The organism is Streptomyces griseorubiginosus (assembly GCF_036345115.1).
Taxonomy (GTDB): Bacteria; Actinomycetota; Actinomycetes; order Streptomycetales; family Streptomycetaceae; genus Streptomyces; species Streptomyces griseorubiginosus_C.
This window is the reverse complement of the sequence record NZ_CP107766.1, coordinates 8,399,215-8,414,342: the sequence shown is the minus strand read 5'-3', so window position 1 is coordinate 8,414,342 and position 15,128 is coordinate 8,399,215. Positions and strand designations below refer to the sequence as shown.

Sequence of the window (15,128 nt, the reverse complement as noted above, 5' to 3'; positions counted from 1 at the left end):
CCCCGCCCACAGCCAAGTTCCACAGAACGGACTCCCATGCGACGTCGCCTCGTCCCCGCCGCACTGCTCCTCCCCTTCGCCCTCCTGCTCACCGCCTGCGGTGGCGACGCCTCCGCCGGAACGGGTTCCGACACCGACGGCAAGGGCTCGCTCACCCTCAACGTCGGTGACCAGAAGGGTGGTTCGGAGGCCATCCTGCGCGCTGCCGGGGAGCTGAAGAACCTCGACTACAAGATCAAGTGGTCCACCTTCACCTCCGGCCCGCCGCTCCTGGAGGCCGTCAACGCCAAGGCCGTCGACATCGGCGGGGTCGGCAACACCCCGCCGGTGTTCGCGGCCGGCGCCGACTCGAAGATCACGGTGGTGGCGGCCTGGCACGGCACGTCCAAGGGCGACGCCGTTCTCGTACCGAACGACTCGAAGTTGACCGACCCCGCGCAGCTCAAGGGCAAGTCGGTCGCCGTGGCCCAGGGTTCGTCCGCGAACTACCAACTGGTCGCCTCGCTGAAGAAGGCCGGGCTCAGCCTGAGCGATGTGAAGGTCAAGTACCTCCAGCCGGCCGACGCGCTGGCCGCGTTCACCTCCGGCAAGGTCGACGCGTGGGCGGTGTGGGACCCGTACACCTCGCAGATCCTCCAGGCCAAGCAGGGGCGGGTGCTGACCACCGGTGAAGGGATCACCAACGGCCTGACCTTCCAGGTGGCTTCGCCGAGCGCGCTGAAGGACCCGAAGAAGGTCGCCGCGGTCAAGGACTACCTGGAGCGGCTGCGGCGCGCCTACAAGTGGGTCTACTCCCACGAGTCGGAGTGGGCGAAGGTCTGGGCGAAGGAGACGGGGCTGCCCGAGGACGTGGCACTCGCTGCCGTGAAGCGGACGTACACCACCCGGGTCGCCGTCGCGGTCGACCAACAGCTGATCGCCTCGGAGCAGGAGATCGCCGACACCTTCACCCAGTTGAAGCTGATCCCGCGCAAGGTCGACTTCGGCGACTTCACGGACACGCGGTTCAACGGCGGTCTCCCGGCGTCGACCACCGCGCCGCGTCCCTCGGAGACGGACTGACATGACCGTACGACTGCACTGGTTCCTGCCCACCGGCGGTGACGGGCGCACCCTCGTGGACCGGCACGCCTACGGCCCGAACAACACCGGCTCCCAGCACGCCGGACAGGTGCGGGGGATCCGCCCGCCGGACCTCGAGTACCTCGCGCAGATCGCCAAGGCCGCCGAGCACCTGGGCTTCGAGGCGATGCTCACCCCGACCGGCACCTGGTGCGAGGACGCCTGGCTGACCACCATGGCCCTGGCCCAGCACACCGAACGGCTGAAGTTCCTGGTGGCGTTCCGGCCGGGGCTGATCTCGCCGACGCTGGCCGCGCAGATGACGTCGACCTACCAACGCCTCACCGGGGGACGGCTGTTGCTCAACGTCGTCACCGGCGGCGACTCGGCCGAGCAACGGCGTTTCGGGGACCGGCTCGACCACGACCGGCGCTACGCCCGTACCGATGAGTTCCTGTCGGTGGTCAGGGGGGTGTGGCAGGGACAGCCGTACGACTTCGAAGGCGTCCACTACCAGGTCGAGGGCGGGCTGACCGCGCTGCCGCCGGACCCGTTGCCGCAGGTGTTCTTCGGCGGGTCCTCCCCGGCGGCCGGGCCGGTCGCGGCGCGGCACGCGGATGTGTATCTGACCTGGGGCGAGCCGCCCGCACAGGTCAAGGAGAAGATCGACTGGATCCGCTCGCTGGCCGTGCGGGAGGGGCGTGAGGTCCGTTTCGGGATCCGGCTGCACACGATCTCGCGCGACTCCTCGGCCGAGGCCTGGGCGACCGCGAACCGGCTGCTCGACGACCTCGACCCGGACACGATCGCGGCGGCGCAGGCGGCTCTGGGGCGCAGCGAGTCGGTGGGGCAGCAGCGGATGCTGGCCCTGCACGGCGGCTCCCGCGCCGAGTTGGAGATCCACCCGAACCTGTGGGCGGGCGTCGGGCTCGTCCGGGGCGGGGCCGGGACGGCGCTCGTCGGCAGCCACGCCGAGGTCGCCGATCTGATCGAGGAGTACCACGCGCTGGGCGTCGAGCACTTCGTGCTCTCCGGATATCCGCATCTGGAGGAGGCGTACTGGTTCGGCGAGGGCGTGATCCCGGAGCTGACGGCGCGCGGGCTGGTCGAGGGGGGTGGGCGGACCGGGGCGCCGATCCTGGTGGCCGGCGGACGCTGATCACACCGGCACAGGGAAGATCCGGCCCGCCGCCACCGTTAGTAGAAATGTGAACAACACGCGCGAGGTCGAGGTCGTCGTCATAGGTGCTGGTCAGGCGGGTCTGTCCAGCGCCTATCACCTGCGCCGCACCGGATTCGAGCCGGAGCGCGACTTCGTGGTGCTGGACCACTCCCCCGCGCCCGGCGGCGCCTGGCAGTTCCGGTGGCCGTCGCTGACGTACGGCAAGGTGCACGGCATGCACGCGCTGCCGGGCATGGAGCTCACGGACGCCGATCCTGAGCGGCCGTCGTCGCAGGTGATCGCCGAGTACTTCGCCGCGTACGAGCGCGCCTTCGGCCTTCGGGTACGACGCCCTGTCGACGTCCGTGCCGTGTGCGAGGGTGTCGACGGGCGGCTGCTGGTCGAGACCTCCGACGGCACGTGGTCGACGCGGGCGCTGATCAACGCGACCGGCACCTGGGACCGGCCGTTCTGGCCCCGCTATCCGGGCCAGGAGACCTTCCGTGGGCGGCAGTTGCACACCGCGCAGTACCCGGGCCCCGAGGCGTTCGCCGGGCTGCGGGTGGTCGTGGTGGGCGGGGGCGCGTCCGGTACCCAGCACCTCATGGAGCTCGCCCCGTTCGCGGCGGCGACCACGTGGGTGACTCGGCGGGAGCCGGTGTTCCGCGAGGGCCCCTTCACCGAGGACGTCGGCCGGGAGGCCGTGGCGCTCGTCGAGGAGCGGGTGCGCCAGGGGCTGCCGCCGAAGAGCGTGGTGTCGGTGACCGGGCTCCCGCTCAACGACGCCGTACGGCAGGCCCTCGCGGACGGCGTCCTGGACCGGCAGCCCATGTTCGACCGGATCACCCCGGACGGCGTGGAGTGGGACGACGGGCGGCGCGTCGACGCCGACATCATCCTGTGGGCGACCGGCTTCCGGGCCGCCATCGACCACCTGGCCCCGCTGAAGCTGCGCGAGCCCGGCGGTGGCATCCGGGTCGAGGGCACCCGCGCGGTCGCCGATCCCCGGATCCATCTCGTCGGCTACGGCCCCTCGGCGAGCACCATCGGCGCCAACCGCGCGGGCCGTGCCGCCGTACGGGACATCAGGCGACTTCTGGCCGACGAGCCGGTGGCCGCCTGACGTCCCTGACATCCCGTCAAGTTCAGTCCGCCTTGGCCGCGTTCTTCTGGTTCTTGTTGAACTCGGCCACGTTGCGTCGGTGTTCCTCGTAGCTGGCGGTGAAGCGGGTGTCGCCCGGCTTCACCGTGACGAAGTACAGCCAGTCGCCCGCCGCCGGGGCGATCGCGGCGCGCATCGCGTCCTCGCCCGGGTTGTCGATCGGGGTCGGCGGCAGGCCCATGCGCTGGTACGAGTTGTAGGGGCTGTCGATCCGCAGGTCGGCGCCGGTCGTCTTCAACGTGGAGCGGTTCAGGGCGTAGTTGATGGTGGAGTCCATCTGCAGCGGCATCCCGCGCTCCAGCCGGTTGAAGATGACCCGAGCGACCTTCGCCATGTCGGACTTGGTCGCCGCCTCGGCCTGGACGATGCTCGCGATGGTGACGGCCTGGTAGACGTTCATCGCGTTGCGCTGGGCGCCGGCCGCGATCGGGGCGCCGTTGAACTTCTTGTTGGCGGTGTCGACCATGAACGAGAGCAGCGCCTCGGGCGTCGTCTTCCTGCCGTTGCGCTCCAGCGGGTACGTCGCCGGGAAGAGGTAGCCCTCCGGGTTGCCCTCCGCGTCGTTCGGCAGCTTGAGGTGCGCCTTGGCCAGGGACCTCTTGGCGGTCCCCGGGGGCTGGGCGAGAGCCTTGTCGACGGCGTCGTAGACCTGCCCGGCCCGCCAGCCCTCCGGGATGAGCAGGGTGGTGGGCTCCTTCGCGCTCTCGCCGCTGTCGAGCGTCAGCAGCGGCACCGCCACGGCGGTGCCGGCCACGACGGCCCCGGTCGCAATGAGGACGAGACGCCCCCGGCGCGTCAGTCGGATCGTGCTCCGTGGCGGAGTGTTCTGGTACATGCGGGCACGGTAACCCGCATATCACCCCAAACCCGGCATATTTTCAGTTTGTCGGTTCCAGTTGGGCATCTCGGCGTACGAGCGCCGCGTACCGCCCGTCCTGCTCCAGGAGCTCCTCGTGCGTGCCGCGCTCGGCCACCCGGCCGGAGTCGAGGACGACGATCTGGTCGGCATCCCGAACGGTGGAGAGCCGGTGCGCGATGGTGAGCGTGGTGCGGTTGGCGGAGAGCGCGTCGATGGCCTCCTGCACGGCGTGCTCGGTCCGGGTGTCCAGGGCGCTGGTCGCCTCGTCCAGGATGAGGACGGGCGGGTCCCGCAGAATGGTCCGCGCGATGGCGAGGCGCTGCTTCTCGCCGCCCGAGAAGCGGTGGCCGCGTTCACCCACGACCGTCTCGTAGCCGTCGGGCAGGGAGGCGATGTGGTCGTGGATCTGCGCCGCCCGCGCCGCCTGCTCGATCTCCTCGTCGGTCGCGTCCGGCTTGGCGAAGCGGAGGTTGTCGGCGACCGAGGCGTGGAAGAGGTACGTCTCCTGCGAGACGACCCCGATGGCCCGCGCGAGGGTGTCGAAGTCCAGGTCGCGGACGTCGACCCCGTCGAGGGTGACCCGGCCGCCGGTCACGTCGTAGAGCCGCGGGACGAGGTAGCCGAGCGTGGACTTGCCGGCGCCGGTCGAGCCGACGAGCGCGAGGCTGCTGCCGGCGGGGACGTCGATGTCGATGCCGGCGAGCACGGGACCCCGCTGGTCGTCCTCGGCGTCGTAGCGGAACTCCACGTTCTCCAGTCGGACCTCGCCCTTGACGCGGTCGAGGTGGACCGGGTCCTCCCGCTCGGTGATGTCGATCGGCAGGTCGAGGTACTCGAAGATGCGCTGGAAGAGCGCGAGCGAGGTCTGGATCTGGACGCCGGTCGACAGCAGGCTCACGGCCGGGCGGAACAGTCCCTGCTGGAGCGAGACGAAGGCGACGATGGTGCCGATGGAGATGTCGGGGCCGCCGGTCTGGAGGGCGATGCCCGCGGTCCAGTAGATGACGGCGGGCATCGCGGACATGACGATCCCGATGACGGCCATGCGCCAGCGGCCCGCCATGTTCGAGCGCACCTCGAGGTCCACCAGACTCTCGGACTCGTCGGCGAAGGACCGGGTCAGCGAGTCGGAGCGGCCCATCGTGCGGCCGAGCAGGATGCCGCTGACGGAGAGCGACTCGGTGACGGTCGCGGCCATCGCGGCCATCTGCTTCTGGCGCTGGGTGGTGATCTTCTTGCGTTCGTTGCCGACCCGGCGGCTGATCCACACGAAGACCGGGAGCAGCAGCAGCGAGACGGCGGTCAGCCGCCAGTCGAGGGCGATCATCGCGACGATCGTGGCGACGACGCTGGTCAGGTTGGAGACCAGCGAGGTCGCGGTCGAGGTGACGGTGGCCTGCATGCCGCCGATGTCGTTGGCGATGCGGGACTGCACCTCGCCGGTGCGGGTGCGGGTGAAGAAGGCGAGCGACATGCGCTGGAGGCGGCCGTAGACCGCGGTGCGCAGGTCGTGCATGACGCGCTGGCCGACCGTGGTGGAGATGAGGGTCTGGGCGACGCCGAAGACGCCGGTGAGAACGGCGCTGAGGATCATGCCCAGTGCCAGCAGGCTGAGCAGTCCGGTGCGGCCCTGGGGGATGGCCACGTCCAGCGTTTCCTTGAGCAGGAACGGGGTGGCGACGGTGACCAGGGAGGAGGCGCCGACCAGCAGACCGACGACGGCGAGCCTGGCGCGGTAGGGCTTGAAGAGCCGGAGGATGCGGCGCACCTGCCGGGGCTGGTCGGTCGAGGTGCCGGGCGTGGGGGTCCAGTCGATGTGATCGCGGGGCATGGTCTCCTGCGGAAGGTGAGATGAAGAGGACTGACGGAGCCTAGCTCATTGTTACCTATGCTCACAATGAACTAGGTCCTGATATTGTTCCCGCATGACCACGCCAGATTCCGACGGTCTGCTCGCGGAGCAGTTGCTCAGGCTGACGCGCCGGGTGTTCCGCATCCAGAAGCGCCTGCTGCACGAGCGCGCTCTCGGCGTGACTCCGGCCCAGTCCCGGCTGCTGCGCACCCTCGCGCACTGGGACACGCCACCACGGATGGCCGACCTCGCGGAGCGGCTGGAGGTGGTGCCGCGCGCGGTGACCACGCTGGTCGACGGGCTCGAGGCGAGCGGCAAGGTGCGGCGGGTGCCGGATCCGGCCAACCGGCGGGTGATCCGCATCGAGCTGACGGACGACGGGGTGAAGGCCCTTCAGGAACTGCACGCCGTGCGCAGGGCGGCCGCGGAGGAGATCCTCGCTCCGCTGACGGACGAGCAGCGCCGGGCGCTGGGGGGACTGCTGGACACGTTGGTGGACTGGCAGCACTGAGGCGTGGACCGGCAGGACTGAGACGTGGAGTGGCCGCACTGAGGCGTGGACCGGCAGCACTGGGACGTGGCCTGGCAGCACCGAGGAGTCGACCGGCAGCACTGGCAAACGGGCCGCGGCCACCGCTCCGTAGGGCTGGAGCGGTGGCCGCGGCCTGTTTCCGAACGCTGGTCACATGACCTCGGCGGGCGACTCCTTGGCGGCCGGTTCCGGCTCGGGCTCCGGCTCCGCCTCGGGCACGACCTCGCCGCCCAGCACCTTCTTGGCCTTGTCGATGTCCAGCGCGCCCTCCCAGCGGGACACCGCGAAGACCGCGACGCAGTTGCCGAGGAGGTTCGTCACGACGCGCATCGAGTCCATGATGCGGTCGACGCCGAGCAGCAGGGCAACGGCCCCGGCGGGGATCGCTCCCAGCGAGGACGCCGTGGCGGACAGGGCGAGGAAGGCCGAGCCGGGGATGCCCGCCATGCCCTTGCTGGTCAGCATCAGCACCAGGACCACGGTGATCTGCTGGCTCAGGCTGAGGTCGACGCCCACGGCCTGGGCGATGAACAGCGTGCCGATGGAGAGGTAGAGCGAGGCGCCGTCGAGGTTGAAGGAGTAGCCGGTCGGCAGCACCAGGCCCACCGCGTCGTCGCGGGCGCCGGCCTTGCGCAGCTTCTGCATCACGCGCGGCATGACGGACTCGGTGGACGCCGTGCCGAGCGCGAGCAGCATCTCCTCGCGGATGTAGCGCAGGAACCTCCACAGGCTGAGCCCGGTGAGCGCCTTGAGCGCGACGGCGAGCAGCACGATGAAGAGGGCGGCGGCCGCGTAGCACAGGACGATCAGCTTGGCGTAGGTCTCGATGACGCCGAGGCCGTACTGGCCGATCAGGACGGCCATCGCGCCGAACACCGCGATCGGCGCGAGGCGCATCACGAAACCGACGACCGCGAAGATGATCTCCTGGGCCTGCTCGATGGCGGGCAGCACCTGCGGGACCTTGGTGTGGCCGAGGTGCAGCAGCGCGGCGCCCACCAGACAGGCCAGGATGAGCACTTGGAGCAGCGAGTTCTCGGCGAAGGCGCCGATGAAACTGGTCGGCAGGGCGTTGACGATGAACTCGGTCGTCGAGGGCAGGTGTCCGCCGCCCGTCTTGGCGTCCACGGCCGCGGAGTTGAGCGTCGCGGGGTCGACGTGCATCCCCGAGCCGGGCTGGACGACGTTGGCGGCGACCAGTCCGATGATCAGCGCGAGCGTGCTCGCGACCTCGAACCAGATCAGCGCCTTGAGTCCGATCCGGCCGAACGCCTTGAGGTCACCCGCCTTGGCGATGCCGACGACGACCACGCAGAACACGAGCGGCGAGATGATCGTCTTGATGAGCCTGGTGAAGCCGTCGCCGAGCGGCTGGAGGTCCGAGGCGAAGCCGGGCCACAGCTTTCCGACAACGATGCCGAGGACCAGCGCCACGGCGACCTGGACGAAGAGAGAGGTACGCAGTATGCGTGCGACGCGTCGCGGCAAGGACGGGACGGACGGCGGCACGGGCACTCCTTGAGGGGGGACGGGGAGCCACAGAAGCCCGGGGAGACTTCTGCGATACGGAAAGCGGCTTCCGTGGAGATCACTCTGGAGGGACCGTTGATCGCGTGAGAGACCGCCGTGTTTCCGGCGCGTAAATCACCCAGCCTGTGACGCATCGCACACAACTCGGGTCAGCAGTCGTCGCGTTCCTCCGTCAGCACCCCCTGCACGGTGACGAGTGAGCGGTCGTAGCACCCCGCCGAACCCCGGATCCGGTAGCGCTCGCTCGTCGTACCGACGGCGTGCCGCTGATCGCGCGGGACATTGATCGTGTACGTGGCGTCGCCCGCGTAGGTGTCGTCGAGCCGGGACCACGCGGTGCGGTGGCCGGCCTGGCTCACCGTGGTCTCGGCGCGGTCCCCGAGGGTCAGCACGGTCCGGAGCCGGTCGCCCGCGCCGATGGTGGTCGTGCCGTCCATCGTGTACGTCCGGAGGGTGCGGGTGGTGCGGGCCGGGCCGCGGCCGTCGACGGTCAGCGATTCGTCGTCCGTCCAGGTGGCCTTGAGCGCGTCGGGGTTCTCGCCGTCGCCCCAGCGATGCGTGGAGGTGTTCGCCAGCGCACGTCGGACGGTGGTCGTCACGCGGCCGTGCGAGGTGTCGACGTACCCGGCAACGGTGAGCCGGTGGTCGCCCTCGGTGTCCACGCGCTGCTCCGAACCGGGCGTGTACGTCGAGGAGTTGGTGAGGACGCCGGTCCGGTGCGTGGTGAGCCGTCCGGTGACGTGCTTGCTCTTGGCGTCCTGCCAGACGAGGACGTTCACCGGGGTGCTCCAGCCGGACTGCCCCGCGGGCACCCCGACGACCGAGACCTCCACGCGATGCGGGCGCCCGTCGTTGAGGATCCCGGCGAAGGGCGTCAGGTCGTATTCGATCGGCTTGATGTCGAGGGCGCGGGGGCCCGGAACGACGTACCAGAGGAAGGGGTTGGACCAGCCGCCGGTCCACACGGTCGGGAACGGGGCGGCGATGCCCGCGAGTTGACCGTCGACCTTGATCTGGACCTCGCGGTAGGGGCCGCCCTCGGCCTGGCAGGAGTACGGCGCGTTCGACGGCACCGTCAGATACCAGTACTCCTCGCAGCCGCCGCCGGAGCCGGTGGCGTACACCTCGGCGACGATGCGTTCGCTGTTGCGCGGGGTGGTGAGGGTGCCGTCGGCGAGGGTGAGCACCCGGTCGGGAGTCGCCTTGGCGTCCGGTGCGCCCGCGTAGAACGTCAGCGTCACCTTGACGTCGATGATCCCGGTGTACGTGTCGTCGACGACGTTCCCGATGAGCATCTCCACGTCATGGCTGCCGCGGAGTGTGTCGCTGTAACGCGTGACGTCCTTCTCGACGGACCACTCGATGCCGTCGGGTGAGGGCTGCGGGGTGGAGGTGCGGAAGATCTCGACCCCGCCGATGTGCAGATACCCGAGCCGGTCGAACTGCCGTCCCTTGACGCTGCCTTCGAGCCGCAGCACGACCTTGCCCCAGCGGTCGCCGCAGCCCTCGGGCGGGGTGTAGGTGCCCGTGTAGGGGGTGAAATCGCGGAACTGCGCTTGGGCGACGGTGACTTGGCAGGACCTGCCCGAGGGTCTGGCGACGGGCGGGCCGGCGGTGACCGGGTCGTGCCAGTCGGTGCCGAACTCGGCGGGGACGGGGGTGGCGGCGGGTTGGGCGTGGGGGGCCTGCTCGGCGCGGGGCGCCGGCTGGGTACGGGGCGCCGGCTGAGCGGGCGTCGCTCCGAGCAGGGTGCTCGCCAGGACGGCCGCTCCTGCGAGCATGGACATGACTATCCGTCTCTTCATGGCCGTGTTCTACGGCGAGTCGGGTCTCCCCCGCAATGACGCCTCCCGCAGCGGACCTATGCCGACAGGTCCGCCCTGTCCCCCATCACCACCACGGGATGCCGGTCCGGATCGAGCGTGCGCAGCAGATACCGCATCGCCTCCTTGGACACGCTGACGCAGGCCGACGTACCGCTGCCGTGGTCCATGTGCAGCCAGATGCCGCCGCCCTTGGAGTAACCCCCGGGCCGCGTCTGGTCGTTGGGCGGGGTGCCCTCGACGCGGTTGTAGTCGATGGCGATGACGTAGTCGAAGTCGTGCCAGTAGGACCTGGGCCACCAGCGGGGAGCGGCGATCGCGGCGGACCTCGTGTACGGCAGTCTCGCGCCGGGGTCCGGGAGCACCCCGCCCGCGTCGCTGAGCGTGAACACCCCGACGGGGCTGCGCCTGTCGCCCTCGTGGTGGTCGGTGGTCCAGCCTTTCCTGCCGTTGTGGGCGGGCCAGCCGCGGACGCGGTCCCAGCCGGAGCCGCGCTTGGCGTACAGCACGACGGTGGCGTCCGCGGAGTTCCTGCCGTCGCCGTAGACCGCGAGGACCTGGCGGGAGTCGGCGGGGACGCGGCGTTGGAGGCGGGTGCCGACGCCGGGGACACGGGGTTGGAGACGGTCATCCACGCCGGGGATACGGGTCGGTCGGTCCGCGGGTTCGGCGGCCGCCTTGGTGTCGGGGGTGCCGGTGTGTGCCGGAACCCGGTCCGGGCCGCCGCATCCTCCCAGGAGGAGCAGCAGCGCTGCCGACGCCGTGGTCGTCACCGCGGTCCGCCGTACGCCTCCGCCTCGCATCGCCCCATCGTCGCACCGGGACCCTGGGCCGACGGCACCGGTTCCGTGCGTCGCGGCGGAAAACCTGTTGCCCCCGACCACGCTCTGCCGCGACCCTTTCACGGTTTGCAGCCGCCGTGTGCGGCTTCTTCCCACACCCCTGACACGAGCCACTGGGACGCATCCGTCATGCAGATCCAAGACCTTCCGTATCCCGACCCGGGAGTGCCCGACGCACGCTCGGGCTCCCGGTTTCTGTGGTGGCTCTTCAGGAACCAGCTGGGCGGACAGTTGAAGTCGCTGGCCTGGGGACTGCTGCACTTCCTCTCCGTCTCCGCGCTGCCGTTCTGCGTCGGCGTGGCCGTCCAGGCGGTCGTCGACCACTCCGGCCGCCGACTGGCCCTCGCCGGCGGTCTGCTGGCGGTGTGCTGCGTCGGCAACGCGGTCGGCGACACCTTCCTGCACCGCACCGCCGTCACCAACTGGATCACGGCCGCCGCGCGCGTCCAGCAGCTCCTGGCCCACAAGGCCGCGCACCTGGGCTCCGCGCTGACCCGGCGGGTCGCCGCCGGCGAGGTCGTGGCCGTCTCCACCGGTGACGTCGAGAAGATCGGCTGGTTCGTGGAGGCCTGGTCCCGGTTCACCGCGGCGGCGGTCACCATCGTCGTGGTCTGCGTCGGCATGGTCGTCTACCAGCCCGCCCTCGGCGTGGTGGTCGCCGTGGGCCTGCCGGTGCTGGCCCTCTCCGTGCTGCCGCTGCTGCCCAAGGCGACGAAACGCGCCGACTTCCAGCGTGAGAAGGCGGGCCGCGCCACGGAACTGGCCTCCGACACCGTCGCCGGTCTGCGCGTCCTGCGCGGCATCGGTGGCGAGGAGCTCTTCCTCGACCGCTACCGCAAGGCCTCCCAGGAGGTCCGCCACGCGGCCGTGCGCAGCGCCCGGATGTGGTCCCTGATCGCCGCGATCCAGGTCGTGCTGCCGGGTCTGCTGCTGATCGCGGTCGTCTGGTACGGCGTCCACCTGGCCCAACAGGGCCGGGTGGAGGTCGGCGAACTGGTCGCCGTCTACAGCTCGGTGATGATCCTGACCTATCCGCTGCGGCACTTCGAGGAGATCGCCATGGCGTACTCCTTCTCACGCCCGTCCGCCAAGCGGGCGGCGGGGGTGCTGTCGTTGGAGCGGGCCACGTCCGCTGACGGGGCGCGGGGGGCTGAGGACACCGGCGAGGTGGGGCGCTCGGAGGGCCTGGGTTCCGCTGGGCGCTCGGAGGGCCTGGGCTCCGCTGGGCAGTCGGAGGACTCGGGTTCCGCTGGGCAGTCGGAGGGCTCGGGCCGCGCGGAGAGCTCGGTGGGCGTGCCCTCCGGGGACCTGTACGACCCGGCCACCGGTCTGCTCGCCCCCTCCGGACGGCTCACCGCAGTGGTGTGCGGCGACCCGGACGCGGCGGGGCTGCTGGCCGAACGGCTCGGTGGACACCCCTCGGAGGCGGGCACATCCGTGCTGCTGGGCGGGGTGCCGCTGGACGAGCTGCCGCTCGACTCGGCGCGCACCGCCGTCCTCGTCCAGGACAAGGACCCGGTCCTGCTCTCCGGCACCCTGCGCGAACTGCTCGACGTCCCCGCCTCGGGTGCCGTCGGTGCCGTGCAGGCGCTCGCGGCCGCGCAGTGCGCCGACGTACTGGCCGCCCTGGTCCAGGGGTCCCTGGACGCCGATGACCCGATGGACGCGCGCATCACCGAACGCGGGCGCTCCCTCTCGGGCGGCCAGCGCCAGCGCCTCGCCCTGGCCCGGTCGCTGTTCACCGACCCGGAGGTCCTCGTCCTGGACGAGCCGACCTCCGCGGTCGACTCGCACACCGAGGCACGGATCGCGGACGGAGTCCGGGACCTGCGGACCGGTCGCACCACCGTGGTGTTCACGTCCTCGCCCCTGCTCCTGGACCGCGCCGACCGGGTGGTGCTCGTCCACGACGGCGAGGTCGTGGCGGTCGGCGTGCACCGGGAGCTGGTGCACAAGGAACCGCGGTACCGGGCGGTCGTGACCCGCGAGACGGACGAAGAGACCGCGCTGGGCGACGCGCTGAACCACCAAGACGTACTGAACAAGCAGGACGTACTGCACGGGCAAGACGTACTGCACGAGCAGGACGTGTTGCACGAGCAGGACGTGTTGCACGCACTGGAAGAGATCGAGGAGAGCGCATGATCGGCGTGGCGCCACCGGCGTACGACCCGGCGGCACCGACGACGGCGAACACACTGCCCGTCGGGGCCACCGCGACCGTACGCGCCTACGTGGCCGAACTGTTCCGCCGGCACCGCCGCGCCTTCGGACTGCTCGTCGGCGTGAACACGGTCTCGGTCGTGGCCTCCATGGTCGGGCCCTGGCTGCTCGGCGACCTCGTCGAGCGGGTCTCGGACGGGGCGCGCGAACTCCATCTGGAACTGACCGCGGGGCTGTTCGTGGTCGCGCTGGTCGTACAGGCCTTCTTCGTACGGCAGGTGCGGCTGCGCGGTTCGATGCTCGGCGAGCAGATGCTGGCCGACCTGCGCGAGGACTTCCTCGTACGGTCGGTCGGCCTGCCGCCCGGGGTCCTGGAACGGGCCGGGACCGGCGACCTGCTGTCCCGGATCACCACCGACATCGACCGGCTCGGCAACGCCATGCGCGAGGCCGTACCGCAACTCGCGATCGGTGTGGTGTGGGCGGCCCTGCTGCTCGGCGGACTCGTGATCACCGCGCCGCCGCTGGCCGCCGCCGTCCTGCTGGCCCTGCCGGTGCTGATCGTCGGCTGCCGCTGGTACTTCAAGCGGGCTCCGTCCGCCTACCGGTCGGAGGCCGCCGGGTACGCCGCCGTGGCCGCCGCGCTCGCGGAGACCGTGGACGCCGGACGCACCGTCGAGGCACACCGGCTCGCCGCCCGCCGCATCGAGCTGTCGGAGCAGCGGATCAAGGAGTGGACCGCCTGGGAGCGGTACACCCTGTGGCTGCGGTCGGTGCTCTTCCCCTGCATCAACGTCAGCCACGTGATGATCCTTTCGTCGGTGCTGATGGTCGGCGGGGTGTTCGTCCTCCAGGGGTGGATCGGGGTCGGCCAGCTCACCACGGGCGCCCTGATCGCACAGATGCTGATCGACCCGGTCGGGCTCATCCTGCGCTGGTACGACGAGCTCCAGGTGGCGCAGGTGTCGCTGGCCCGGCTGGTGGGCGTGCGGGACATCGAGCCGGCCGGGGGTGACACCGGGCTCGCGCCCGACGGGCGGGACGTGGACGCGGACCGGGTGCACTTCGGCTACCTCGAGGGTGTGGACGTGCTGCGCGAGGTGTCCCTGAAGGTCGCGCCCGGCACCCGGCTGGCGCTGGTCGGCCCCTCGGGCGCCGGCAAGTCCACCCTGGGCAGGCTGCTGGCCGGCATCTACGCGCCCCGGGACGGCCGGATCACGCTGGGCGGCGCCGAGCTGTCCCGGATGTCCGCCGAACGGGTCCGTGAGCATGTGGCTCTCGTCAACCAGGAGCACCACGTCTTCGTGGGCTCCCTGCGCGACAACCTCCTGCTCGCCCGGACGGACGCCACGGACGCCGAGCTGTGGGCGGCGCTCGGCGCGGTCGACGCGGACGGGTGGGCGCGGGCGCTCGACGACGGCCTCGACACCGAGGTCGGCTCGGGCGGCCTGACCGTCACCCCGGCCCAGGCCCAGCAGGTCGCACTGGCCCGCCTGGTCCTGGCCGACCCGCACACGCTGGTCCTCGACGAGGCGACGTCGCTGCTCGACCCCCGGGCCGCCCGTCACCTGGAACGCTCCCTTGCCCGCGTCCTCGACGGCCGCACGGTCGTCGCCATCGCCCACCGTCTCCACACCGCCCACGACGCGGACGTCATCGCCGTCGTCGAGAACGGCCGCATCAGCGAGCTGGGCAGCCACGAGGAGCTGGTAGCGGCGGACGGCGCGTACGCGGCGTTGTGGAGGTCCTGGCACGGGTGAGGTGCCGAGGCGGCGCCGTTCACCGGGGAGACGGGGCGGTCCGGGGAGCGGGGCGTAGGGGGCGGGGGGAGGGCCGCAGAGCGGGACGTAGGGGGCGGGGTGCGTGGGCCGACTCCTCGGATGAGTGACCCGAGGGCCACCCACACCCACCGCAGCGCACTCCGACACCCTCCCCGCCCCACGCCTGGTCCGGCCCCCTCCGAACCCCGCTCAGGCCGGCGCAGCGCCCCCGTGGCGTTGCGCGGTCCCGAAGCGGGGTGGAAGGCTGGACAGCAGCACCGGCTCAGGGAGCGTGTGCGGGCGGTTCGATCCGTCGGCGGGCGCGGCAAGTGCCCCGTGGGCCCGAGGCCCGCCGTGGGCCGCGGAAGGCTCGGGTCCGTC

General features: G+C 71.2%; 11 protein-coding genes. 6 read left to right on the top strand and 5 right to left on the bottom strand.

Going from position 1 to position 15,128, the window contains the following annotated elements; genetic code table 11:
• Positions 1 to 36 precede the first annotated feature (36 nt).
• The 3 genes from OHN19_RS37985 to OHN19_RS37975 are packed head-to-tail and all read left to right on the top strand — an operon-like array spanning position 37 to position 3,347.
• Positions 37 to 1,062 carry an ABC transporter substrate-binding protein gene (locus tag OHN19_RS37985; RefSeq protein ID WP_330268535.1) on the top strand — a complete coding sequence of 342 codons (1,026 nt, stop codon included), beginning with the start codon at positions 37 to 39 and terminating at the stop codon, positions 1,060 to 1,062.
• Between the two features lies 1 nt (position 1,063).
• A complete protein-coding gene (locus OHN19_RS37980) occupies positions 1,064 to 2,221 on the top strand; it encodes an LLM class flavin-dependent oxidoreductase (RefSeq protein WP_330268534.1) in 1,158 nt (385 codons plus the stop codon).
• Positions 2,222 to 2,270: 49 nt separating this feature from the next.
• A complete protein-coding gene (locus OHN19_RS37975; protein WP_330268533.1) occupies positions 2,271 to 3,347 on the top strand; it encodes an NAD(P)-binding domain-containing protein in 1,077 nt (358 codons plus the stop codon).
• Between the two features lie 22 nt (positions 3,348 to 3,369).
• Here the strand turns inward: OHN19_RS37975 and mltG are convergent, their stop codons facing one another.
• Positions 3,370 to 4,221, bottom strand: a complete 852-nt coding sequence (mltG, locus tag OHN19_RS37970; RefSeq protein WP_330268532.1) for an endolytic transglycosylase MltG — start codon at positions 4,219 to 4,221, stop codon at positions 3,370 to 3,372.
• A 43-nt stretch (positions 4,222 to 4,264) separates the two neighbouring features.
• Positions 4,265 to 6,076: an ABC transporter ATP-binding protein gene (locus OHN19_RS37965; RefSeq protein ID WP_330268531.1), complete on the bottom strand. Its 1,812-nt coding sequence runs from the start codon at positions 6,074 to 6,076 to the stop codon at positions 4,265 to 4,267.
• Between the two features lie 94 nt (positions 6,077 to 6,170).
• On the opposite strand from OHN19_RS37965, the gene OHN19_RS37960 reads away from it, so the two are divergent.
• Positions 6,171 to 6,608 carry a MarR family winged helix-turn-helix transcriptional regulator gene (locus OHN19_RS37960; protein ID WP_123759149.1) on the top strand — a complete coding sequence of 146 codons (438 nt, stop codon included), beginning with the start codon at positions 6,171 to 6,173 and terminating at the stop codon, positions 6,606 to 6,608.
• A 171-nt stretch (positions 6,609 to 6,779) separates the two neighbouring features.
• Here the strand turns inward: OHN19_RS37960 and OHN19_RS37955 are convergent, their stop codons facing one another.
• From OHN19_RS37955 to OHN19_RS37945, 3 genes are all read right to left on the bottom strand, one after another.
• Positions 6,780 to 8,138 carry a cation:dicarboxylate symporter family transporter gene (locus OHN19_RS37955; protein WP_330268530.1) on the bottom strand — a complete coding sequence of 453 codons (1,359 nt, stop codon included), beginning with the start codon at positions 8,136 to 8,138 and terminating at the stop codon, positions 6,780 to 6,782.
• Between the two features lie 170 nt (positions 8,139 to 8,308).
• Positions 8,309 to 9,964: a peptide-N4-asparagine amidase gene (locus OHN19_RS37950; protein WP_330268529.1), complete on the bottom strand. Its 1,656-nt coding sequence runs from the start codon at positions 9,962 to 9,964 to the stop codon at positions 8,309 to 8,311.
• Between the two features lie 56 nt (positions 9,965 to 10,020).
• On the bottom strand, positions 10,021 to 10,785 hold the full coding sequence (locus tag OHN19_RS37945; RefSeq protein ID WP_330268528.1) for a L,D-transpeptidase family protein: 765 nt from the start codon (positions 10,783 to 10,785) through the stop codon (positions 10,021 to 10,023).
• 168 nt (positions 10,786 to 10,953) lie between these two features.
• On the opposite strand from OHN19_RS37945, the gene OHN19_RS37940 reads away from it, so the two are divergent.
• Positions 10,954 to 12,969, top strand: coding sequence for an ABC transporter ATP-binding protein (locus tag OHN19_RS37940; RefSeq protein ID WP_330268527.1), 2,016 nt, complete (start codon positions 10,954 to 10,956; stop codon positions 12,967 to 12,969).
• On the top strand, positions 12,966 to 14,747 hold the full coding sequence (locus OHN19_RS37935) for an ABC transporter ATP-binding protein (RefSeq protein WP_330268526.1): 1,782 nt from the start codon (positions 12,966 to 12,968) through the stop codon (positions 14,745 to 14,747). The genes OHN19_RS37940 and OHN19_RS37935 overlap by 4 nt, the downstream gene beginning before the upstream one ends.
• The last annotated feature ends 381 nt before the right edge of the window (positions 14,748 to 15,128 follow it).

Coding starts and splice junctions, on each gene's coding strand:
- OHN19_RS37980 (WP_330268534.1), top strand. CDS start 1,064: ATGACCGTACGACTGCACTGGTTCCTGCCCACCGGCGGTGACGGGCGC.
- OHN19_RS37940 (WP_330268527.1), top strand. CDS start 10,954: ATGCAGATCCAAGACCTTCCGTATCCCGACCCGGGAGTGCCCGACGCA.
- OHN19_RS37950 (WP_330268529.1), bottom strand. CDS start 9,964: ATGAAGAGACGGATAGTCATGTCCATGCTCGCAGGAGCGGCCGTCCTG.
- OHN19_RS37965 (WP_330268531.1), bottom strand. CDS start 6,076: ATGCCCCGCGATCACATCGACTGGACCCCCACGCCCGGCACCTCGACC.
- OHN19_RS37985 (WP_330268535.1), top strand. CDS start 37: ATGCGACGTCGCCTCGTCCCCGCCGCACTGCTCCTCCCCTTCGCCCTC.
- mltG (WP_330268532.1), bottom strand. CDS start 4,221: ATGTACCAGAACACTCCGCCACGGAGCACGATCCGACTGACGCGCCGG.
- OHN19_RS37935 (WP_330268526.1), top strand. CDS start 12,966: ATGATCGGCGTGGCGCCACCGGCGTACGACCCGGCGGCACCGACGACG.
- OHN19_RS37945 (WP_330268528.1), bottom strand. CDS start 10,785: ATGCGAGGCGGAGGCGTACGGCGGACCGCGGTGACGACCACGGCGTCG.
- OHN19_RS37960 (WP_123759149.1), top strand. CDS start 6,171: ATGACCACGCCAGATTCCGACGGTCTGCTCGCGGAGCAGTTGCTCAGG.